This is a genomic window from Methyloversatilis discipulorum, from assembly GCF_000385375.1.
In the GTDB taxonomy this organism is placed as follows: Bacteria; Pseudomonadota; Gammaproteobacteria; order Burkholderiales; family Rhodocyclaceae; genus Methyloversatilis; species Methyloversatilis discipulorum_A.
The window spans coordinates 2,753,271-2,773,686 of the sequence record NZ_ARVV01000001.1 but is presented as its reverse complement, the minus strand read 5'-3'; the positions used below and the strand labels follow the sequence as shown (position 1 = coordinate 2,773,686).

The 20,416-nt window shown below is 67.7% G+C and carries 17 protein-coding genes; 9 read left to right on the top strand and 8 right to left on the bottom strand.

Features of this window, described 5'->3' with window-relative positions; all coding sequences use genetic code 11:
• Positions 1-16 precede the first annotated feature (16 nt).
• The 5 genes from METRZ18153_RS21135 to METRZ18153_RS0113040 all read left to right on the top strand — a co-directional run bounded on the left by METRZ18153_RS21135 (position 17) and on the right by METRZ18153_RS0113040 (position 3,130).
• Positions 17-337, top strand: coding sequence for a hypothetical protein (locus tag METRZ18153_RS21135; protein ID WP_020165141.1), 321 nt, complete (start codon positions 17-19; stop codon positions 335-337).
• Between the two features lie 15 nt (positions 338-352).
• On the top strand, positions 353-682 hold the full coding sequence (locus tag METRZ18153_RS21130) for a molybdate ABC transporter permease subunit (protein ID WP_269744948.1): 330 nt from the start codon (positions 353-355) through the stop codon (positions 680-682).
• Complete coding sequence (locus METRZ18153_RS0113050; RefSeq protein ID WP_020165139.1) at positions 679-1,830, top strand: ABC transporter ATP-binding protein; 1,152 nt, start codon at positions 679-681, stop codon at positions 1,828-1,830. Before METRZ18153_RS21130 ends, METRZ18153_RS0113050 begins: the two co-directional genes overlap by 4 nt.
• A gap of 272 nt (positions 1,831-2,102) precedes the next feature.
• Positions 2,103-2,873: a DUF2189 domain-containing protein gene (locus METRZ18153_RS0113045; protein WP_020165138.1), complete on the top strand. Its 771-nt coding sequence runs from the start codon at positions 2,103-2,105 to the stop codon at positions 2,871-2,873.
• A 47-nt stretch (positions 2,874-2,920) separates the two neighbouring features.
• Positions 2,921-3,130, top strand: a complete 210-nt coding sequence (locus METRZ18153_RS0113040; protein ID WP_008058471.1) for a DUF2788 domain-containing protein — start codon at positions 2,921-2,923, stop codon at positions 3,128-3,130.
• On the opposite strand, the gene METRZ18153_RS0113035 is transcribed toward METRZ18153_RS0113040, so the two are convergent.
• Positions 3,131-4,093: a methyltransferase domain-containing protein gene (locus tag METRZ18153_RS0113035; protein ID WP_029143755.1), complete on the bottom strand. Its 963-nt coding sequence runs from the start codon at positions 4,091-4,093 to the stop codon at positions 3,131-3,133.
• Between the two features lie 155 nt (positions 4,094-4,248).
• Between METRZ18153_RS0113035 and METRZ18153_RS0113030 the strand changes: the two genes are divergently transcribed.
• Positions 4,249-6,774, top strand: coding sequence for a cation-translocating P-type ATPase (locus METRZ18153_RS0113030; protein WP_020165136.1), 2,526 nt, complete (start codon positions 4,249-4,251; stop codon positions 6,772-6,774).
• Positions 6,775-6,856: 82 nt separating this feature from the next.
• Here METRZ18153_RS0113030 and METRZ18153_RS0113025 read toward each other — a convergent pair whose 3' ends face one another.
• From METRZ18153_RS0113025 to METRZ18153_RS0113010, 4 genes are all read right to left on the bottom strand, one after another.
• A complete protein-coding gene (locus tag METRZ18153_RS0113025) occupies positions 6,857-7,477 on the bottom strand; it encodes a PEP-CTERM sorting domain-containing protein (protein WP_020165135.1) in 621 nt (206 codons plus the stop codon).
• A 78-nt stretch (positions 7,478-7,555) separates the two neighbouring features.
• Positions 7,556-9,550 carry a PhoX family protein gene (locus tag METRZ18153_RS0113020; protein WP_020165134.1) on the bottom strand — a complete coding sequence of 665 codons (1,995 nt, stop codon included), beginning with the start codon at positions 9,548-9,550 and terminating at the stop codon, positions 7,556-7,558.
• Between the two features lie 176 nt (positions 9,551-9,726).
• Complete coding sequence (can, locus tag METRZ18153_RS0113015; protein ID WP_020165133.1) at positions 9,727-10,377, bottom strand: carbonate dehydratase; 651 nt, start codon at positions 10,375-10,377, stop codon at positions 9,727-9,729.
• Between the two features lie 100 nt (positions 10,378-10,477).
• Positions 10,478-10,972: a BON domain-containing protein gene (locus tag METRZ18153_RS0113010; protein ID WP_020165132.1), complete on the bottom strand. Its 495-nt coding sequence runs from the start codon at positions 10,970-10,972 to the stop codon at positions 10,478-10,480.
• A gap of 182 nt (positions 10,973-11,154) precedes the next feature.
• Here METRZ18153_RS0113010 and METRZ18153_RS0113005 point away from each other — a divergent pair, with 182 nt between their 5' ends.
• Positions 11,155-12,930, top strand: a complete 1,776-nt coding sequence (locus METRZ18153_RS0113005) for a M61 family metallopeptidase (protein WP_029143753.1) — start codon at positions 11,155-11,157, stop codon at positions 12,928-12,930.
• A 247-nt stretch (positions 12,931-13,177) separates the two neighbouring features.
• On the opposite strand, the gene METRZ18153_RS0113000 is transcribed toward METRZ18153_RS0113005, so the two are convergent.
• On the bottom strand, positions 13,178-13,750 hold the full coding sequence (locus METRZ18153_RS0113000; RefSeq protein WP_020165130.1) for a hypothetical protein: 573 nt from the start codon (positions 13,748-13,750) through the stop codon (positions 13,178-13,180).
• A gap of 157 nt (positions 13,751-13,907) precedes the next feature.
• Between METRZ18153_RS0113000 and METRZ18153_RS0112995 the strand changes: the two genes are divergently transcribed.
• Positions 13,908-15,587, top strand: coding sequence for an alkaline phosphatase D family protein (locus tag METRZ18153_RS0112995; protein WP_020165129.1), 1,680 nt, complete (start codon positions 13,908-13,910; stop codon positions 15,585-15,587).
• Between the two features lie 50 nt (positions 15,588-15,637).
• On the opposite strand, the gene METRZ18153_RS0112990 is transcribed toward METRZ18153_RS0112995, so the two are convergent.
• Both METRZ18153_RS0112990 and mutS read right to left on the bottom strand, forming a co-directional pair.
• Positions 15,638-16,039 carry a hypothetical protein gene (locus tag METRZ18153_RS0112990; RefSeq protein WP_020165128.1) on the bottom strand — a complete coding sequence of 134 codons (402 nt, stop codon included), beginning with the start codon at positions 16,037-16,039 and terminating at the stop codon, positions 15,638-15,640.
• A gap of 10 nt (positions 16,040-16,049) precedes the next feature.
• Positions 16,050-18,593, bottom strand: coding sequence for a DNA mismatch repair protein MutS (gene mutS / locus METRZ18153_RS0112985; protein WP_020165127.1), 2,544 nt, complete (start codon positions 18,591-18,593; stop codon positions 16,050-16,052).
• A 177-nt stretch (positions 18,594-18,770) separates the two neighbouring features.
• Between mutS and METRZ18153_RS0112980 the strand changes: the two genes are divergently transcribed.
• Positions 18,771-20,393: a methyl-accepting chemotaxis protein gene (locus tag METRZ18153_RS0112980; protein ID WP_020165126.1), complete on the top strand. Its 1,623-nt coding sequence runs from the start codon at positions 18,771-18,773 to the stop codon at positions 20,391-20,393.
• Positions 20,394-20,416 lie beyond the last annotated feature (23 nt).

Sequence of the window (20,416 nt, the reverse complement as noted above, 5' to 3'; positions counted from 1 at the left end):
GAAAGAAGGACAGGTCATGGACTGGCAGGCATTCTCGCTGTCGATCGAACTGGCGGTGGTGACGCTGCTCGTGCTGCTGCCGCCCGGCGTGCTCGGCGCGCGCTGGCTGGCGCGCACGCGCTTTTCCGGCAAGGCCTGGATCGAGGCTTTCGTCGTGCTGCCGCTGGTGCTGCCGCCGACGGTGCTGGGCTACTACCTGCTGGTGTCGCTGGGTGCCGGTTCGCCACTCGGCGCCTGGATGCTCGAAACCTTCGACATCCGGATGACCTTCAATTTCGCCGGCCTGCTGATCGCCTCGCTGGTGTTCAACATTCCATTCATCGTGCAGCCGGTGTAGCGTGCCTTCGAAGCGATACCGGAAAACCTTGCCGAAGCCGCGGCGGTCTGCGGGCTGAGTGGCTGGCAGACCTTCTGGCGGGTCGAACTGCCGCTGGCCTGGCCGGGCATCCTGTCCGCCATGGTGCTCACCTTCGTGCACACGCTGGGCGAATTCGGCGTGGTGCTGATGATGGGCGGCAGCATTCCCGGCGAAACCAAGACGGTGGCGATCGCGATCTACGACCGCGTGCAGTCCTTCGATCTTGCCGGTGCCGACCGCATGGCGCTGTTGCTGCTGGCGCTGTCGCTCGGCGCGGTCGCAGCGTCCTTTTTCGCGTCGGCCAGACTGGCGGCCCGGCGATGAACGGCGAACAACGCGCTGCCCGTGCGCTGCGGGTCGATATCGCCCAGACCGAGCCGATGCCGCTGCACGGCCGCTTCGACTGCGCGGCAGGCGAGCTGCTGGCGCTGGTCGGCCCGTCGGGTGCCGGCAAGACGTCGATGCTGCGCGTGCTGGCCGGACTGATGCGGCCGCAGCGCGGCCGTATCGAGGTCGGCACGCAGCTGTGGTGCGACAGTGAGCAGGGCGTCTTTCTGCCTCCGCAGCGTCGCCACGTCGGGTTGGTGTTCCAGAACTACGCACTGATGCCGCACCTCAGTGCGCTCGACAACGTCGCGCTGGCCATGCTGCACCTGTCGCCAGGCGAGCGCGCGGCGCAGGCGCGGCGCTGGCTCGACCACGTCCATCTGTCGCACGAACAGCAGCAACGGCGACCCGCCGTCTTGTCCGGCGGCCAGCAGCAGCGCGTCGCGGTGGCGCGCGCGCTCGCCCGCGAACCGAAGCTGCTGCTGCTCGACGAGCCGTTCTCCGCAGTCGACCAGATGAGCCGGCAGGGGCTCTACCGCTTGCTGGCCGATCTGCGCAGCGATCTCGACATCCCCATCCTGCTGGTGACGCACGACCTCAACGAAGCGCGTCTGCTGGCCGACCGTCTGGTGGTGATGGACGCCGGTACCGTGCTGCAGGAAGGGCCGCCCGAACACATCCACCGCGCACCGCGCAACGCGCGCGTGGCCGACCTCGTGGGCATGCACAACCGTTTCCAGGGGGTCTGGGTGGGGCCGTCGGACAGGGAGGGCTGGGGCCTGCTGAAATGGGTGTCGGCGGCGGGCGAAGAGAGCGGCGACATGCTGCTCGAGGTGCGCGACAAGGGAAAGATCAAGCCGGGCCAGCCGGTGAACTGGGTCGTACCGGGTGACGGCATCCTGCTCGGCGCTGACGGCAGCGGGCAGGAACTGGAGGCGACGGTGCGCGAAGCCCGGCACCTCGGCGAGATCACGCTGGCGTCGCTGACGCTGGAGCGCAATCCGCAGATCAGCCTGCGCATCACGCTGGCCGGGCCGCAGCGCCGGCGCATCGGCAACGGCGACCGGCTGGCACTGCGCCTGGACCCCGCGCTCGTTCACGTCATGCCGCTGCACCAGCGGCCGCCGGGTCTGAGTCCGGATTAGCCGAGTCGCCATCCGTCGCACCGCCCGCGCCCGTCTTCGGCGCCAGAGTCTTTTGCGCTGCACAAGCGGAGGGCGGAATACGCCCCGCGGCGGTGCGGATGCGACGCTTTGCTGCCGTTGCGACACGCTTTGCCCGATACTTGTGCGTCGGCCGGCGGCGCATGAGCTGCGTCAAGGTCCAGCAGTGCGGCGGCCGGCATACTCCATGACGCATCGGGCAGGGCTGCAGTGGCCTTGCCGCGCGCGTCGGTGATCGATCCGGACAGACCGACATGAACGACAGCCACGCCATCATCGAATCCCGCCGCTACACCACCCGTGCCGTACCGCTGAGCCGACCGCTGGACTGGCTGGTCGCCGGCTGTCGCGACTTCCTGCGCTGCCCGGGGCCCGGTCTGCTGCATGGCGCGGCCGTCGCGCTGTTCGGCGCGCTGCTGTGCTGGCAGATTCCCGACCAGTTCTGGCTGCTCAACGGGGCGTTCACCGGTTTCATGCTGGTCGCGCCGGTGGTGGCGACCGGTCTGTACGCGATCAGCCGCGCGCTGGAGCATGGACAGCCGGCCGGGCTGATGACGGCCGTGCATGCGTGGAAGCCGCGCGACAGCCGCATGGTGGTGTTCGGACTGCTGCTCGCACTGGCCGGTACCGGCTGGGTGATGACGTCGGCCGCGCTGATCTGGGCCTGTGCGCCGGCGCCGGTGGCGACGCCGGAAGATTTCCTGCGCCTGGTCGTGCTGGCGGAGCAGGGCTGGCTGTTCGAGGCCTGGCTGGCGCTGGGCGGCCTGCTTGCCGCACCGGTGTTCGCGTCCAGTGTGGTGGCGATTCCGCTGCTGCTCGATCGCGACATCGGCGTGCTCGGCGCCGTGCTCACCAGCTGGCGCGTGGTGATGGAGAACCCGGCGCCGCTGGCGCTGTGGGGTGTGGCGATCGCCGGATTCACGCTGTTCGGCATGGCGACCGGGCTGGTCGGCATGCTGGTAGTGGTGCCGCTGCTGGGTCACGCCAGCTGGCACGCCTATCGCGATCTGGTGCGCGCCGCCTGAGCGCGCACCGATCAACTTATTGAATATCGCTGGAGCAGTTTTCACACATGGGCGGCATCACTGAAGAGCAATTTGCCGAGTTCGGGCTCACCTTCGGCGTCGCCGCCTTCATGCTCTACATGCTGTTCATCCTGCTTCAGCTCGCGCGCGAGTCGAAGGCCGGTCGTTTTGGCACCTTCGTCATCCTGATCGGCCTCGGCCTCGGCATGATGGGTTTCGTCGCAAAGGGTGTGATCAAGTGGATGCTCGGCGGCTGATCAGGCACCTGACGCGCAGACCCGCTCCCGCACCGTCGCCCGCATCGTGCGCGCCAGCGACTGCAGCGATCCACCGGCGCGGTAATTGAAACTCACGTGCAGCGTGTCGCCAGCCCGTGTGTCCACCGGCGTCGTCAGCGGCAGCACCATGTAATCGTTCAGCCAATCCTGCGTCCGCCCCTGCGTACCGAGCAGCGCCAGGATGTTCTTCGTGATGAAGCGCAGCGCATTGACCGTGCCGTCGGCAGTGATGGCGATGTCGCCCTTCCAGGCGATGTCGCGGCTGCAGGTCTGATCGAAATCCATCACGCCATAGACCACCGGTGCAGCCAGTTCGGTCGCTCCTGGGTGTTCGGCGCCGACGCGCTGGAACTGGATGATGGGGGCGTTGAAGCCGTAGAAGTCGAATACCTGGTGCAGCGGCTGCACTGCCATCAGCGCGGCAGTCGGCAGGAAGATCGGCAAGCGGTCGCCGAAGCGGGCGCGGTAACGTGCCTTGAAGGCTTCGATCACGTCGACCTGCTTCTCGCGCAGCATGCCGACGTGGATCATTTCGCAGATGACCACGTCCACCGGTTCCGGCGGCAGATATTCGAAAGCATCGGCGTGCACCACCTCGACCTTGTGACCGTGCGCGTTCATCGCCAGCAGCCGGCGCGATTCGGCCACCATGTCCGGGTTGAACTCGACGCAGTACACCTTGCTCGCGTGCGCTGCGGCGAAGCAGGACAGTACGCCGGTGCCACCGCCCAGTTCGAGCACGCGGGCGCCCTTGAACACGACTGCATCGATGGCCGCCTTGAAATTGCTCATGCGGTTGGTGTCGAGCAGCATGTTGTGGTGGTAGTGCAGGGGAATGAACTGTCCAAGATGGCTGGGCTCGTCGTCGGCGTCGCTCATCGGCAGGCTGGCGCCGGGCGCGGCCGGGGTGCCGAGGTGGGCTTCGGGTTCCATCCGTGACATGGTTCTTCCTCTCGTGTGGTCGGTTAATGTTTGCCGCGCGCTGCCGGCAACTTCTGCCTTGAACATCCGGTTATTGCCGCTTGCACCGCCTTGCGGCGATCGCGCGAGGTTCATGGCAGCTTTCGTGCCAGACTTTGGCGAGAACTGAACGACGGATGCAGCGCATGAACGGGTCGCAGGAGCAGGCCGGGCTGAACGAAGCGGAGGTGGCTGCGCGTCGCGCGCAGGACGGCTGGAACGAGATCGCCGCCGAGAAGCCGCACACGCTGCTTGCCACGGTCTTGGAGGTAGTGCGGGAGCCGATGTTCCTGCTGCTGCTGGGCGCTGGCGCCATCTATCTGCTGATGGGCGACGCGCACGAAGCGCTGGTGCTGCTCGGCTTTGTCGTACTCATCATCGCCGTCACCGTCTTCCAGGAGCGGCGCACCGAACACGCGCTGGCTGCGCTGCGCGATCTGTCCAGCCCGCGCGCGCTGGTAATGCGCAACGGCGCGGTGCAGCGCATCGCCGGACGCGAGGTGGTGCGCGGCGATCTGCTGCTGCTGACCGAGGGCGACCGCGTGCCGGCCGATGGCGTGCTGCTGAGCGCCAACGATCTGGCGGTCGATGAATCGATGCTGACCGGCGAGTCGGTGCCGGTCGCCAAGCTGCCGGTCGACGGTGGCGAGACGCTGCGCGTGTTTTCCGGCACGCTGGTCGTGCGCGGTCGCGGTACGGTCGAGGTGACGGCGATCGGCGAAGGCACCGAGCTGGGGCGCATCGGCAAGTCGCTGGCCGAGACGGCCAGCGGTGCCTCGCCGCTGCAGCGCGAACTTGGGCTGCTGGCGCGCCGGCTGGCGGGGATAGGCATCGCGCTGTGCGTGCTGCTCGCGGTGTCGTACGCGACGCTGCGTGGCGGCTGGCTCGACGGTGTGCTGTATGGCATCACGCTGGCGATGAGCATCCTGCCGCAGGAATTTCCGGTCATCCTGATCGTGTTCCTCGCCTTCGGCGCGCGCCGCATCGCCGCCCGCCGCGTGCTCACGCGCCGGCTGTCGGCGATCGAAACGCTGGGCCAGACCACCGTGCTGTGCACCGACAAGACCGGCACGCTCACCCGCAACCGGATGGAAGTCGCTGCGCTCGCGGTCGATGGCGAACTGCTGGCGCTCGACGGCGGCGTGCGGCTGGAGGCGTTGCCGGAAACCTATCACCGCCTGCTCGAATACGCGGTGCTGGCGAGCGAAACCGATCCGCACGACCCGATGGAACAGGCCTTTCTGCGACTGGCCGGCGACTATCTGGCCAATACCGAACACCTGCATCCGGACTGGCAACTGGCGCGCGAGTACGAACTGTCGCCCGACCTGCTGGCGATGTCGCACCTGTGGCAGGCGCCGGATCGGCGCGACAGCGAGGTGGCGGCCAAGGGCGCGCCCGAGGCCATCATCGACCTCTGCCATATGGCGCCGGACGCGGCGGCACACGTGATGGCGCGCGCCGGCGAACTGGCGGACCGCGGTCTGCGCGTGCTCGCGGTGGCGCATGCGGCACACCCGCCGGATGCGGGCATGCCGGACATCCAGCACGATTTCGAATTCCGCTTCATCGGCCTGATCGGGCTGGCCGACCCGCTGCGCGCCGAGGTGCCGGCGGCGGTCGCCGAATGCCGCGCGGCCGGCGTGCGTGTGCTCATGATCACCGGCGACCACCCGCGCACCGCGCGCGCGATCGCGGCGCAGGCCGGCATCGACGGCGCCCGAGTGCTGACCGGCCCGGATCTGGCAGCGATGGACGCCGCGACCTTCGCCGACGCGGTCGCCGGCTGCTGCGTGTTCGCGCGCGTCAGCCCGCAGCAGAAGCTGGCCATCGTCGATGCGCTGAAGACGCGCGGCGACATCGTGGCGATGACCGGCGACGGCGTGAATGACGCACCGGCGCTGAAATCCGCGCACATCGGCATCGCCATGGGCCGGCGCGGCACCGACGTCGCGCGCGAGGCGGCCGACCTGGTGCTGGTCGAGGACGACTTCGCCGCCATCGTCGATGCGATACGGCTGGGCCGCCGCATCTTCCGCAACCTGCGCCACGCGATGACCTACACGCTGGCGGTGCACGTGCCCATCATCGCGCTGGTGGCCGCGCCGGTGCTGTTCGGCTGGCCGGTGCTGCTGGCGCCGGTGCACATCGCCTTCCTCGAACTGGTGATCGACCCGACCTGTTCCATCGTGTTCGAGGCGGACGAGGCCGGCGAGGAACTGATGCGCGAGCCGCCGCGACCGCGCGGTGCAGTGCTGCTGCCGCCCTCGCGCATCGCGACCAGCCTGCTCTACGGCGCCATCGTGTCGGCTGCACTGGTGGCGTTCGATGTATGGGCGCTCGATGCCGGCTTCGCTGCCGATGAGGTCCGTACGCTGGTGTTCGTCGCGCTGGTGGCGAGCGGCATTGCGCTCATCTTCACCGCCCGCGCGTCGGCCGCCGACCCGAGCGGGCTCGGGCAGGGCACTGCGGTCGCGCGCTGGGTGATCGGCGGCACGCTGTTCGCGCTGCTGCTGGTCACCACGGTGCCCTGGCTGGCCGCACAGTTCTCCTTTGCCGTGGTCGCGCCGTCTGTGTGGCTGGGCGCCTGCACGCTCGGACTGGCGACGCTGCTGCCTCTGCTCGCTGCCCGTTGGCTTGCACGCGCGCTTGTGGCGGCATGACCGCGGGCATCCGCCGGACGAAAAAAATGCCCGACCAGCGGTCGGGCATCAAGGACATGCGTGTGACAGGGTCGTGCAGTAATCAGGCGCGACGGCGTGCGGCCATGCCGATCAGGCCGAGGCCGGCCAGCAGCATCGCGTAGGTTTCGGGTTCCGGCACCGGCATGGCGACGGCCAGGTTGTCGAGCACCACGCCATTGCCCTTGAACGAGATCGAGCGGATGTCGGCCACGTCGCGGGTGATGCCGACGAACTGACCTTCGTTGTAGCCGAGCGCGTCGGTGTCGATCGCCAGCGTGTAGGTTTCGATGATCTGATTGTTGTCGCCGTAGGCGGACACCACGACCGAGAACGAGAAGAAGTCGGCTGCGAAATGATTCAGCAGCGCCCCGGCCCCGGCGGTCAGTTCAGCGAAAGTGAAGCGCAGTTCGCCGATGGCACCGCCTGCGACGAAGGGCGTGTCGGCGCCCCAGGTACCGTTGCTGCCGAGGTCACGGATGAAGGCACCCAGTTCCGAGCCTTCGTCGCCGGTAAAGATGACGCCGGGAGCGACCGTTTCGGGACCGGTGGTCAGGAAGCCGTCGTAGTCGTTGAAGTCGACAACGATGGCATTGCCGATGTCGGCAGCGTTGTTGGTCAGCGCGGCATGGGCCGGCAGTGCGGCGGCGGAGGCCAGCGCCAGAGCGGCGAGTTTCAGTTTCATGTTGAATCCTTTGCGGAGGTTTCGTTGATGGAGGCGACGCTACGCCGCCTCCATGACGCCGATGTGAAGACGGGCGGATCAGGTACCGATCACGCCGCCGTCGTCCTTGGTGATGACGACCGTGGCCGAGCGCGGCTTGGCGACGCCGTTGGCGCTCTGCGTGGTCGGGCCGTTGAAGCCGCTGTCCGGCCAGGTGCTGCGCGAGGTGAAGCTGCCGCTCCAGCCTTCGCCCGGGTGCTGGATGTTGACGAACATCGTCTTGTTGTCCGGCGTGGTGACCACACCGGTCACTTCGCAGCGGATCGGGCTGGTCAGGAAACGGGTGATCTGGCGGGTGGCCGGGTCGGCGCAGAACATCGCGTTGCCGCCGATGTTGGCGTAGTTGCCGGTGGCGTCGCCGGCCTGGTCGGTCTGGATCCACAGGCGACCGTCGGAGTCGAACCACAGGCCGTCCGGCGAGCCCAGGTCGTCACCGATGATGTTGCCCTGACGCTGCGGATTGGCGCTCAGCTTGTCGCCGCACTCGACGAAGATTTCCCACTGGAAGCCGGTGGCGCGCACGTCGCCGCCGTTCTCGTTGAAGCGGATGATGTGGCCGTACACGTTCTGCGGGCGCGGGTTGGCGGCGTCGGTGGTGCTGCGGCCGCTGTTGTTGGTCAGCGTGAAATAGACCTCGCGCGTGGTCGGATGTACGGCGACCCATTCCGGACGGTCCATCTTGGTCGCACCGACAACGTCGCCGGCCTGACGGCACATGATGACCACGTCGCCCTGGTTGTTGAAGCCGTTGGCCGGCGTCAGGCCGTTCTGGCCGAACACCAGCGGCAGCCACTGACCCGTACCGTCGGCGTTGAACTTCGCCACGTACAGCGTGCCGTGGTCAAGCATGTCGCGGTTGGCGGCACGGTTCTTCGTGTTCAGCTTGTTGGCGCAGACGAACTTGTAGACGTAGTCGTTCGCTTCGTCGTCGCCCATGTAGAAGGCGACGCTGTTGTCGCTGCCAACCGCGGCGATGGCCGACTCGTGCTTGAAGCGGCCCAGTGCGGTGCGCTTGACCGGCACCGAGTTCGGGTTCCACGGGTCGATCTCGACGATCCACCCGTGACGGTTCGCTTCGTTCGGGTTGTCGCGGAAGTCGAAGCGCGCGTCGGCTTCGTGCCAGCGGTAGCCGAAGCCGGCCTGGCTCATGCCGTAGCGACGCTCGTGCGCGGTCAGCGGCTGCGCGGCCAGCTTGGCAGCGGTGGTGCCGAAATAGCCGTTGAAGTTCTCTTCGCAGGTCAGGTAGGTGCCCCAGGGCGTGTAGCCGTGGGCGCAGTTGTTCAGCGTGCCGAGCACGTTGGTGCCGGTCGGGTCGGCGGCGGTCTTGACCATCGCGTGGCCGGCGGCCGGACCGCTGAGCTTACAGGGCGTGGCACCGGTGACGCGGCGGGCGAAGGCGCTCGGGCGCTGCACCTTGAACTCGCCGCCGATCTTGCGTGCTTCGATCACGCTGACGCCGTGGGCGGCGAGTTGCGCGTCGACCATGGGCTTGGTGATGACGTCGGTGGCGTAGGTCAGCGTGTTGCAGACCAGGCCCGGATCGACGTACTCGTGGTTCGATACCAGCAGGCCGCGGTCATTGGCGATGCCGCCGGCGCCGGCCGCCGGGAAGGGGAAGAAGTGCATGCCGTCGTTGTGTGCGCCCCAGGTCGTCAGCTGACGCTCGGCGGTCATCGCGGTGCTCGGATCCCAGTGCGTGTTGGCGTGCGGGCCGGTCTTGCCGATCGCGTCGCCCCAGGCGATGAATACCTTTGCGGTGTATCCGGCCGGCACGGTGATGCCGTCGGTCATCGGTGCCACGTTGGCCGGCACGCCGGTGAAACCGATGCCGCCATTGGTCGGGGACGGGCTGGGCACATAGCCGGCAGCCAGCGCTTCAAGGCTGAAGCCGCCCATCGAGGCCAGCACGGCGGTGCCGATCGAGCCCTTCATGAAGTTGCGGCGGCCGTTGAATTCGGCGATCACGTCGCGAATGGTTTCATTCGACGACGGGTTGATCGACTCGGTGTTGTCGGGGTGGAACTGGGAAGACATGGAGACTCCTCGCTGACGTGTTCGTGGGGGAAGTCCACGACGGCGCAGCACGCGCCGGTCGGACGCGCGAAGTCTGGGATGCGTGTTTGACAGGGAAAAGAATGACGTCGGTCTGGCGATAGTCCGATCGGACTATCGCCAGCCGGGGCGCCCGACGGTCGCCGGGCGCGAAAAAATCAGGTGAGGGAACTCAGCGCAAGATCGTAGGCGCCCTGCAGTTCTGCTTCGCTGCCGGCTTCCATGCGCAGGTTGCGGACCAGTCCGTCCTTCAGGCCGTAGATCCAGCCGTGGACGCGCACGTCCTGGCCGCGCGCCCAGGCCTCGCGGACGACCGTGGTTTCGCAGACGTTCATCGCCTGCTCGATCACGTTCAGTTCGCACAGGCGGTCTTCCTGAAGTTCGCCGGCGCCGACCGCTTCGAGCAGACCGCGGTGCTTGTTGCGCACGTCCTGCACGTTGCGCAGCCAGTTGTCGATCAGACCGAAGCGCATGTCGTGCAGTGCGGCGCGCACGCCGCCGCAGCCGTAGTGACCGACCACCAGGATGTGCTTAACCTTGAGCACATCGACCGCGTACTGCATGACCGACAGGCAGTTCAGGTCGGTCTGCACCACGACGTTGGCGACATTGCGGTGTACGAACACCTCACCCGGAATCAGCCCGACGATCTGGTTGGCCGGCACCCGGCTGTCGGAACAGCCTATCCACAGATATTCAGGCGCCTGCAGCGTGGCCAGCCGCTCGAAGAACTGCGGGTCGTCGGCACGCATGCGTTCGGCCCAGCGGCGGTTTGCTTCGAATAGTTGATCAGTTTTCTTCAGTGTCATGGTGTCCTCGCATCAGGCGGGATTATATCTTTCCCGCCCTCGCGAGGCGCCATCAGCCGCCGCGACGAATCACGGTGGATCACTGTGCTGCGCGGCGGGATCAGCCGGCGGTGACAACCAGCCGGTTGTCGATGCCGGTTACGCCCTTGACCGAAGCCGCCAGTTCGGCGGCGCGGGCGCGTGCCGCTTCGGTCGGCGCCGGGCCGCTCAGCGTCACCTTGCCGTCAGTGGTATCGACGTCGATCTTCAGCGCGCTCAGATCGGGGTCGCCGGCGATGCGCGCGGCAACGTTGGCGGTGATTGTCGCGTCGTCGATCTTTTCCCCCATGCGCTCGGCGGCCGACTCGACGGAGGCCTTGGCATCGGCTGCTGCAACTTCGGCGCGGGCCTGCGCGCTGTCGAGCGAACTTTCGGCCTTGGCGCCCATTTCGTCGGCCTTCTTCTCGGTCTGCGAAATGGCGGAATCGAGCTTCTGGCCGACGGTCGCGTTGTCGGTGGATTCGCCGCAGGCGGCCAGCGTCAGCGCCAGCGCGGTGGCGGTGGCCAGGCGGACGGCAGGCTTCAGCAGCGTGGAACGGGTGGCGGTATTCTGCATGGCAGTTCTCCTGTTGCGATGAAGAGGATGGCGTTCAGCCATGACGAAACTCTAGTTGCTCGCCGCGCGCCGGCCTGTCAGTGAGGTGGTCGGGTGCTGTAGGACGATGCGGACCGCGCCCGCTGACTCAGGCAGCCGGCGCTGTGGTCAAATCGCGGCTGTCCCAACGCCAGAACGCCGACATGAGCGCCGTCCGCTACCGCATCACGCCCATCCATCCCGAAGCCCATCTGTTCGAGGTCGAACTCGACATCGACAAGCCGGCGGCCGACGGTCAGCTGCTGTCCCTGCCGGCCTGGATACCCGGCAGCTACATGATCCGCGAGTTCGCCCGCCACATCGTGCGCATCGACGCGCGCGACGGCGTGCGCGCCGTCCCGCTGACCAAGCTGGACAAGCACACCTGGCGCGCCGCACCGTGCGACGGCGCGCTGCGCGTGCGCTACGAGGTGTATGCCTGGGACCTGTCGGTGCGCGCCGCTCACCTCGACACCACGCACGGCTTCTTCAACGGCAGCAGTGTTTTCCTGATGGTGCATGGCTGCGAACAGCAGCCCTGCGAGATCGACATCCGTCCGCCGGCCGGTCGCGCCTACAAGGAATGGCGCGTCGCGACGACGCTGCCCGAGGCAGGCGGCCGCAGCGGCGCCAAGCGTCACGGCTTCGGTGTGTACCGGGCGGCCAGCTACGACGAACTGATCGACCACCCGGTCGAGATGGGTGAGTTCGCGCTGTACGAATTCAAGGCATGCGGCGTGCCGCACGAGGTGGTGGTGACCGGCCGTCATGACATCGACGCCGCACGGCTGTGCGCCGACCTGAAGCGTGTCTGCGAATGGCAGATCCGGTTGTTCGGCGAACCGGCGCCGTTCGAGCGCTACGTCTTCCTCGTGATGGCGGTCGGCGACGGCTATGGCGGACTCGAACATCGCTCCAGCACCGCGCTGCTGTGCTCGCGCAACGACCTGCCGGCGCCCGGCGCCGCCGCGATGAGCGATGCCTACCGCGGCTTCCTCGGTCTGTGCAGCCACGAGTACTTCCATTCGTGGAACGTCAAGCGCATCAAGCCGGCCGCCTTCGTGCCCTACGACCTCAGGGTCGAGAACTACACGCGGCTGCTATGGGCCTTCGAGGGCTTCACCTCCTATTACGACGACCTGGCGCTGGTGCGCTCGGGCGTCATCACGCAGGACGACTACCTGAAGCTGCTCGGCAAGACCGTGACCCAGGTGATGCGCGGCAGCGGTCGGCTCAAGCAGAGCGTGGCCGACTCGTCCTTCGACGCCTGGATCAAGTACTACCGCCAGGACGAGAACGCGCCGAACGCCATCGTCAGCTACTACGCCAAGGGCGCGCTGGTGGCGCTTGCGCTGGATCTCACGCTGCGCAGCAAGAGCCGCGGCGCGGTGTCGCTGGACGACGTGATGCGCAGGCTCTGGGCCGATCACGGACTGAGTGGGCAGGGCGTGCCGGAAGATGGCATACGCCGCGCGGCCGAAGTGGTCAGCGGCATGAAGCTCAAGCGCTTCTTCGACGAGGCGACCGAGGGCACGGATGATCTGCCGCTGGACAGGCTGCTGCACGCGGTCGGTCTCGACCTCGCGTTCGAAGCCGTCGGCAGCACGCCGGTGCTCGGCGTGAAGACCGCGAACGACGGCGACAACGTGAAGCTCACGCAGGTGCTGGACCACGGCGCCGCCCAGCGCGCCGGGCTGTCGGCCGGCGACGTGCTGGTCGCGCTGGACAATCTGCGCATCACGGCCAGCTCGCTCGACACGCTGCTCAAGCGTCGCAATGCCGGCGACGAGGTGAAGATCCACGCCTTCCGGCGCGACGAACTGATGAAATTCCGCGTGCGGCTGGACGCGCCGCCGGTGGATCAGGCGAAGATCGGCCCCGCCGTGCGCGCCAGTGCGGCGGCGAAGGAGTTACTGAAGCAGTGGCTGGGTCGGGGCTGAGGCCTCGCCCACAGCGCAAATGCGCCAGACCCGCGACTTGGGCGTGTGCCAAGGTCTTGTGGGAGGGGTCTTCTGACCCCGACGGCAGCTTGGATCGAAGCCCGCGGAGTGCAGTGGCCCTGTCGCGGCCGAGGCCGCTCGCACAGGGGTTGCGCCTGACCCGCGGCCAGGGTTCCTGTGGGAGCCAGCTTGCTCGCGATGCAGCCGGTGATCGACCGCAGACTTCTCAGTCGGCCATCGTGAGGCGTCAGCGCCCCAGCTTGCGCGCCGCGCTCAGCACGATCATGCCCAGACCGCCCAGCATCATCATCCACTCGCGCGGCTCCGGTACGGCCGGCGTGGTCGTGATGTCCAGCGTGAAGCGATCGCCCGCACTCAGGCCGGCGAAACCGACGCGCCAGTCGGTGAGGCCTTCTTCGTAGAAGGGGTTGCCGAAGTAGAACTCGGTCACCGGCGCGCCGGCGAAGAAACCGGTGTCGAGCAGATCGCCATTTATCGTTGCCGCGCGCACCGAACCTGCAGTCCATGACACGAGTGCACCGCTCAACGTCACGTTCAGCGAACCGATGCCGAAGCCGCTGGCGTCGCGCAGGACGGCGTTGAAGTCGGCACCGCCGGCTGCGATGTCGGCGGCATCGAGCACGAAGCTGAAGCTCAGTGCGGCGTTGTTCAGCAGCGATACGTCGAGCGCGATCAGCGACGGCGTGCTGAAGCTGGTGTCGAGCAGGTTGCCGTTCAGCGTGGCGCTGTCCAGTGTGATGGCGTGGGCGGGCAGCGACAGGCCGGTAGCAACGGCCAGGGCGAGCAGGGTGTTCTTCATTGCGTACTCCGGAAGTGCTGTTGTTGCAACGCAAGATAGGCAGTGCATGTGACAGAGGCATGTCGCCGCGTTGATCACGCGTTCAACAATCCGTCATCGACCTGTCACCGGCGCTCACCACACTCCGCGGCAACTTCTTCCGCCTGGAGCTTCCGCGATGTCCCGCAACGTCTTCTCCCGCCGCGACTTCATGCGTGGCATCGGCGCCGGTGCGCTGGCCGGTTCCGCCGTCGTGCGCTCGGCCACTGCGCTGGCGGCGACCGACAGCCTGTTCCAGCACGGCGTCGCCAGCGGCGATTCGCTGTCCGACCGCGTCATCATCTGGACCCGCGTGTCGCCGACCCGGCCGGGTACCGTTGCCGTGCTGTGGGAGGTGGCGCTGGACGCGCGCTTCAGCCGCATCATCCGGCGCGGCCGCGTGCTCACCGGCGAGGACATCGACTACACGGTGAAGGCCGACGTGCTTGGCCTGCCGGCTGCTGCGCGGCTCTACTACCGCTTCCGCGCCGACGGCCAGCTGTCGCCGGTCGGCCGCACGCGCACGCTGCCGGCCGGAGCCGTCGAGCAGGTCAAGCTGGCGGTGTTTTCCTGTTCCAACTACCCGGCCGGCTATTTCCACGTCTATGCCGAGGCGGCCAGGCTGGACGACCTGCACGCGGCGATCCATCTGGGCGACTACATCTACGAGTACCCGCGCGGCGGCTACGCCTCGGGTGACGCAGCGGCGCTGGGCCGCGTGTCCGAGCCGGCCGGCGAAATACTGACGCTGGACGACTACCGCATCCGTCACGCGCAGTACCGCACCGACCCCGACCTGCAGGCGCTGCACGCCGCGCTGCCGGTGATTGCCGTGTGGGACGACCACGAAATCGCCAACGACACCTGGCGCGACGGTGCAGAGAATCACAGCGAAGGCCTCGAAGGCCTGTTCACCGAGCGGCGCGCGGCCGCGATCAAGGCCTATCACGAGTGGATGCCGACGCGCGTCGCCGATCCGGCGCAGCCCGAGCGCATCTACCGCAGCTTCCGCTTCGGCAACCTGCTGTCGCTGCACATGCTGGATACCCGCGTCATCGGCCGCGACCGGCAGATGGACTATGCCGACTACTTCGGCGCCACCGGTTTCGACGGCGCGCGCTTCGCTGCCGATCTGGCCGACCCGAACCGCACGCTGCTGGGCGCCGAACAGAACGACTGGCTGGGCCTGCAACTGGCGCAGTCCGACACCACCTGGGACCTGCTCGGCCAGCAGGTGCTGATGGGCCGCATGAACATTCCGGCACCGCTGGTGCTCGGCCAGATCAGTTTTTCGGCCTACAGCGCACTGGTGGTGAGGGCGCAGACGGCACCGGCCACGCTGACGCCGCAGGAGCAGGCGGTGCTCGCGCAGCCGGCGATTCCGTACAACCTCGACGCCTGGGACGGTTATGCGGTCGCACGCGAAACGGTGCTCGGCACCGCGCGGGCGCTGGACAAGAATCTGGTCGTGCTGTCAGGCGACACGCACAACGCCTGGGCCAGCGACCTGGCGGACTACGCCGGCCGCGCGGTTGGCGTCGAGTTCGCGACACCCGGCGTGACCTCGCCCGGTTTCGAGGAGTACTTTCCGAGCGAGAACCCGCTGGCCGTCGCTGCCGGCCTGACGCAGATCATCGGTCCGCTGCAGTATGCCGACACCGCGCGCCGCGGCTTCATGATTGTCACCGCGACGCAGGACGCCTGCCGCTGTGAGTGGCGTTACGTCAGCACGGTGAAGAGCCACAGCTACGTGCTGCAGCAGGGGCCGGCGCTGAAGGTGCTGCCGGGCGCGGCAAACCGGAAGCTGATGCCGGCGTGACAGATGCTCGGGGCGCGGCACGCTGGTGGAGCCGCTCCCCGGACGGGGGCTCAGGGTCGAGGCGGCGGCGCGTCAGCGATCTTTTTCGGCTGGAACAGCTTCACCAGCGCGCTGCCAGCGATGCCCATCAGCAGCATCATGCCGGCGCCGATCAGCCACACCGTCCATACGATGAAGCCAAGCAGGCCGCGCAGGTCCGGCGTCTGCTGCAGCCAGGCCTGGATTTCCGGGCCGGCATCGAGCAGCCAGGCGCGGCTTTCGTCCAGCCAGTCCTGCGGCAGCCAGGGAGCGAGCCAGACCGGCGGTCGCAGGCTGTCCAGCCACAGCGGCCATTCGGCCAGCGCGTTGGCGCTCCAGCCGGGCCAGTTCAGCACGGAGTCGGCGGTCCAGGCCATCAGCGTCCAGATGCCGACGACCAGCGCGACGAAGATCCAGATCACGGCGTGAGCCATTGTGGTGTCCTCAGAGCAGTTTTTTCAGTGCGTACAGCGCGTCCAGTGCCTCGCGCGGGCTGAGGCTGTCCGGGTCGAGTGCGGCCAGTGCATCGACCGCCGCGTGCGACGGCGGTTCGGGCGGTGGTGGCGCGGGCGCGAACAGGTCGGCCTGCGGACCGGCGTTGATGCGGCTGGCTTCGAGCTGTTGCAGCGCACGTCGGGCGTCGCGGATCACCGTACCCGGAACGCCGGCCAGCGCGGCCACCTCGATACCGTAGGACTGCGAGGCCGGGCCTTCCTCAATTGCGTGCAGAAACACGATGCGGCTTCCGTGCTCGACCGCGTCGAGGTGCATGTTGGCGCAGCTCGGGTGGGTCTGCGCGAGCTGGGTCAGTTCGAAGTAGTGGGTGGCGAACAGGGTCCAGCTGCGGTTGCGCGTCAGCAGGTGGCGGGCGATCGACTGCGCGAGCGCCACGCCGTCGAAGGTCGAGGTGCCGCGGCCGATCTCGTCCATCAGCACCAGGCTGCGCTCGGTTGCGCCGTGCAGGATGCCGGCCGCTTCCGTCATTTCGACCATGAAGGTCGAGCGGCCGGAGGCGAGGTCGTCGGAGGCGCCGATGCGGGTGTGTATGGCGTCGAGCGGCCCCAGCCGTACCGCGCGCGCCGGCACCGGGCAGCCGCAGTGCGCCAGCAGCGCGATCAGCGCCACCTGTCGCATATACGTCGACTTGCCGCCCATGTTCGGGCCGGTGATCAGCAGCATGCGGCGCGCGTCATGCATCGCCGTGTCGTTGGCGATGAAGTTTTCGACCTGCTGTTCGACCACCGGGTGACGGCCGCGCTCTATCGTGATCTCGGGCTCGTCGACGAACTGCGGGCGGCAGTAGTCGTGGCGCTGGGCGGCGCGGGCGAAAGCGATCAGGCCATCCAGTTCAGCCAGCGCACGGGCGATGTCGCCGAGCAGCTGCAATTCGTGCGCCAGCGCGTCGAGCAGCTGTTCGTACAGGAATTTCTCGCGCGAGGTGGCGCGATCGGCGGCCGACAGTGCGCGGTCCTCGAAGGCCTTCAGTTCGGGCGTGATGTAGCGCTCGGCATTCTTCAGCGTCTGCCGGCGGCGGTAATCGTCCGGGATGCGCTCGACGTGGGCGTGCGTGACCTCGATGTAGAAGCCATGCACGCGGTTGTATTCGACCTTCAGGTTGGCGATGCCGGTGCGGCTGCGCTCGCGCGCTTCCAGCGCCAGCAGGAACTCGCCGCAGTTGTCCTGCAGGCCGCGCAGTTCGTCCAGCTCGGCGTCGAAACCGGCGCGCATGACGCGACCGTCGCGCAGCTGCGCCGCTGGCTCGTCCATGATGGCGCGGGCGAGCAGGTCGCTGGCGGCCAGCGGCTGCGCCAGTGTGGCGCGCGCCTGGTCGAGCAGACCGCGATCGAGCGGAACCGCTTCGGCAATGGAAGGCAGCTTCGCCAGCGAATCGCGCAGGCTGGACAGGTCGCGCGGCCGCGCAGTGCGCAGTGCGACCCGCGCGGCGATGCGCTCGATGTCGGCGATGCCGCGCAGCGCGTCGTGCACGCGGTCGGCGCGGTCGGTGTCGCGCAGCGCGGCGACGGCCTCCTGCCGCGCGTCGGCGCGTGCGCGTTCGCGCAGCGGGTGGTGCAGCGCGCGGCGCAGCCAGCGCGAACCCATAGAGGTGGCGCAGGTATCGAGCAGCGACAGCAGCGTCGGTGACGCCTCGCCGCGCAGGGTTTCGGTCAGTTCCAGGTTGCGTCGGGTGGCCGCGTCCATGCGCAGCCAGTTCGAATCGTGCTCGACCGCAAGCGTCGTGACGTGCGCCAGCGCCCGCTGCTGCGTCGCCTGCGCGTAGCTGAAAAGCGCGCCGCAGGCGGCCAACGCGATCGGCACCTCGGCAACGTCGAAGGCGGCGAGGTCGCGGCTGCCGAAGTGCTCGCACAGCAGACGGGTCGCCTCGGTCACGTCGAACTGCCAGGCACTGCGCGGTGTGACCGCCCAGCCGCCCTCGGGCGCATTCGCCACGTCGGCGACCAGCAGTTCGGCCGGGCGCAGGCGGTCGAGCAGCGACGGCAGCACGTTGGCCGCCACTTCGGTCAGCTTCAGTTCGCCGCTTGCAAGGTTGAGCCAGGCGACTCCGGCACGGGCCCGCTCGACGTGCAGCGCCATCAGCAGCGAGTCGGCACGCTCGTCGAGCAGGCTGGCGTCGGTCAGCGTGCCCGGCGTGACGATGCGCGAAATGGCGCGCTCGACCGGGCCCTTCGAGGTGGCCGGATCGCCGATCTGTTCGACGATGACCACCGACTCGCCCATCTTCACCAGCCGCGCGAGGTATTGCTCGACGGCGTGGAAGGGCACGCCCGCCATCGGAATCGGTTGCCCGGCCGACTGGCCGCGGTGGGTCTGCGTGATGTCGAGCAGCCGCGCGACGCGGATCGCGTCCTCGAAGAACAGCTCGTAAAAATCCCCCATGCGGTAGAACACCAGCAGATCGGGGTGCTGCCTTTTGAAGCCGAGATACTGCTGCATCATCGGCGTGTGGCCCGAAAGGTCTTTGTTGTCCATGTGAAACGAAGGTGCGGGCGGGGTCCGCGTGTCGAGTGGCAGGCGGAACGGACCGGCGATTGTATCGGCTCACTGCGATCCGGCGCGATGACGATAGGAATGTTGCGGCGCGGTATTAAAGTTGGGAATATTTCCCGCCGATATAGATGACTGATTTCAATTACTTACGGAGTCGTCATGTTCGCCAACTGGACTTTGCGAAGCAAGATGCTGGCGGTGGGCGCGGCCGCATTGGCCGGTATGCTCATGATCGGCGTCATCGGCGCCTTCGAGATGCGCAGCGCCGCGCACGAGCAGCGCATGCAGCTGCTGCAGGCGCTGGTCGAGTCCACCCGGGCGCAGATCGGTTACTACGAGCAGTTGCAGAAGGACGGCAAGCTGACGCGCGAACAGGCGCAGGCCCAGGCGCGGGAGGCCCTGCGCAACGTGCGCTTCCAGCAGCGCGAATACTTTTACATCTACACCATGGACGGCGTGAACGTGCTGCATCCGACGCAGCCGCACCGCGAGGGCAAGCCTTTCATCAACGAGCAGGACAAGGTCGGCAAGCTTTTCGTGGCCGACATCGTGAAGGCGGGACAGGCCGGCGGGGGATTCGTCGATTACCACTTCCCGCGCCCCAACGAGACCGAGGCCGTGCGCAAGGTAGCCTACGTCGCCCCGGTGCCGGACTGGCAATGGGTGGTCGGCACCGGGCTCTACGTCGATGACGTGGAAGCGGCCTTCCGCGAGGATCTGGCGATCAATTTGGGCATCGTCATCGTGCTTGCCGGCGTCGTGCTGGCGCTGGTGATCGCGATCGGCCGCTCGGTCATGAGACAGGTCGGCGGCGAGCCGGCGGTGGCTGTCCAGGCGATGAAGAAGGTGGTCGAGGGCGATCTGCGCGCGGGGATTGGTAATGCGCCGGCCGGCAGCATGCTGGCGGAGCTGGACACGCTGATCTCCCGGCTGCGCAATACGGTGTCCGAGATCAGCGCCGGCGCGCAGAAGGTGGGCGCTGCCACCGCCGACATCAGTGCTACCTCGCGCCAGGTTGCAGGATCGGCGCAGCAGCAGACCGACTCCACCCAGACCATGGCGGCCGCGATGGAAGAGCTGACTGTGAGCATCACCCACATCTCCGAAAATGCCGGCGAGACCGAAAGGCAGTCGATCGAGTCGTCGGAAATGGCCGTGGCGGGTGAACGGCAGGTGCACGAAGCGGCGGAGGAAATGCGTTCGCTGGCCGACGCGGTGGTGCAGGCGAGCGAGCGTATCGCCTCGCTGAGCGCTCGCGCCAACGAGGTGGGCGGCATCGCGACGGCGATCAACGACATTGCCGCGCAGACTAATCTGCTGGCACTGAATGCCGCTATCGAGGCGGCGCGTGCCGGCGAGCAGGGCAGGGGCTTCGCGGTGGTGGCCGACGAAGTGCGCAAGCTGGCCGAACGCACGACGCAGGCGACGCTGCAGATCGGTCAGACGGTCAGTGCGATACGCGGGGAAAGCGAAGCAGCGGTCAGTGCGATGGATGCGGCTTCCGAGCGGGCGCGCAACAGCGTGAACTCCGCCGAACAGTCGGCCGACATGCTGCGCCGGATCGCCGAGGGCGCGACCCGCGCCCGCGAACTGGTGGCAGAGGTGGCCAACTCGACACGCGAACAGGGCATCGCCAGCAACAGCCTGGCGGGTCAGATAGAGCAGGTGGCGCAGATGGTCGAGGCGACCAGCCAGGGCATGCACGCCACCGCCACGGCGACGGAAGAGCTGACCCGGGTGGCGGGCGACCTCACTAGCGTCGTGTCCCGCTTCCGCTGCTGACGGACCTGTCCGGCCGGCCCGCC

Coding starts and splice junctions, on each gene's coding strand:
- METRZ18153_RS21135 (WP_020165141.1), top strand. CDS start 17: ATGGACTGGCAGGCATTCTCGCTGTCGATCGAACTGGCGGTGGTGACG.
- METRZ18153_RS0113050 (WP_020165139.1), top strand. CDS start 679: ATGAACGGCGAACAACGCGCTGCCCGTGCGCTGCGGGTCGATATCGCC.
- METRZ18153_RS0113045 (WP_020165138.1), top strand. CDS start 2,103: ATGAACGACAGCCACGCCATCATCGAATCCCGCCGCTACACCACCCGT.
- METRZ18153_RS0113040 (WP_008058471.1), top strand. CDS start 2,921: ATGGGCGGCATCACTGAAGAGCAATTTGCCGAGTTCGGGCTCACCTTC.
- METRZ18153_RS0113035 (WP_029143755.1), bottom strand. CDS start 4,093: ATGTCACGGATGGAACCCGAAGCCCACCTCGGCACCCCGGCCGCGCCC.
- METRZ18153_RS0113030 (WP_020165136.1), top strand. CDS start 4,249: ATGCAGCGCATGAACGGGTCGCAGGAGCAGGCCGGGCTGAACGAAGCG.
- METRZ18153_RS0113025 (WP_020165135.1), bottom strand. CDS start 7,477: ATGAAACTGAAACTCGCCGCTCTGGCGCTGGCCTCCGCCGCCGCACTG.
- METRZ18153_RS0113020 (WP_020165134.1), bottom strand. CDS start 9,550: ATGTCTTCCCAGTTCCACCCCGACAACACCGAGTCGATCAACCCGTCG.
- can (WP_020165133.1), bottom strand. CDS start 10,377: ATGACACTGAAGAAAACTGATCAACTATTCGAAGCAAACCGCCGCTGG.
- METRZ18153_RS0113010 (WP_020165132.1), bottom strand. CDS start 10,972: ATGCAGAATACCGCCACCCGTTCCACGCTGCTGAAGCCTGCCGTCCGC.
- METRZ18153_RS0113005 (WP_029143753.1), top strand. CDS start 11,155: ATGAGCGCCGTCCGCTACCGCATCACGCCCATCCATCCCGAAGCCCAT.
- METRZ18153_RS0113000 (WP_020165130.1), bottom strand. CDS start 13,750: ATGAAGAACACCCTGCTCGCCCTGGCCGTTGCTACCGGCCTGTCGCTG.
- METRZ18153_RS0112995 (WP_020165129.1), top strand. CDS start 13,908: ATGTCCCGCAACGTCTTCTCCCGCCGCGACTTCATGCGTGGCATCGGC.
- METRZ18153_RS0112990 (WP_020165128.1), bottom strand. CDS start 16,039: ATGGCTCACGCCGTGATCTGGATCTTCGTCGCGCTGGTCGTCGGCATC.
- mutS (WP_020165127.1), bottom strand. CDS start 18,593: ATGGACAACAAAGACCTTTCGGGCCACACGCCGATGATGCAGCAGTAT.
- METRZ18153_RS0112980 (WP_020165126.1), top strand. CDS start 18,771: ATGTTCGCCAACTGGACTTTGCGAAGCAAGATGCTGGCGGTGGGCGCG.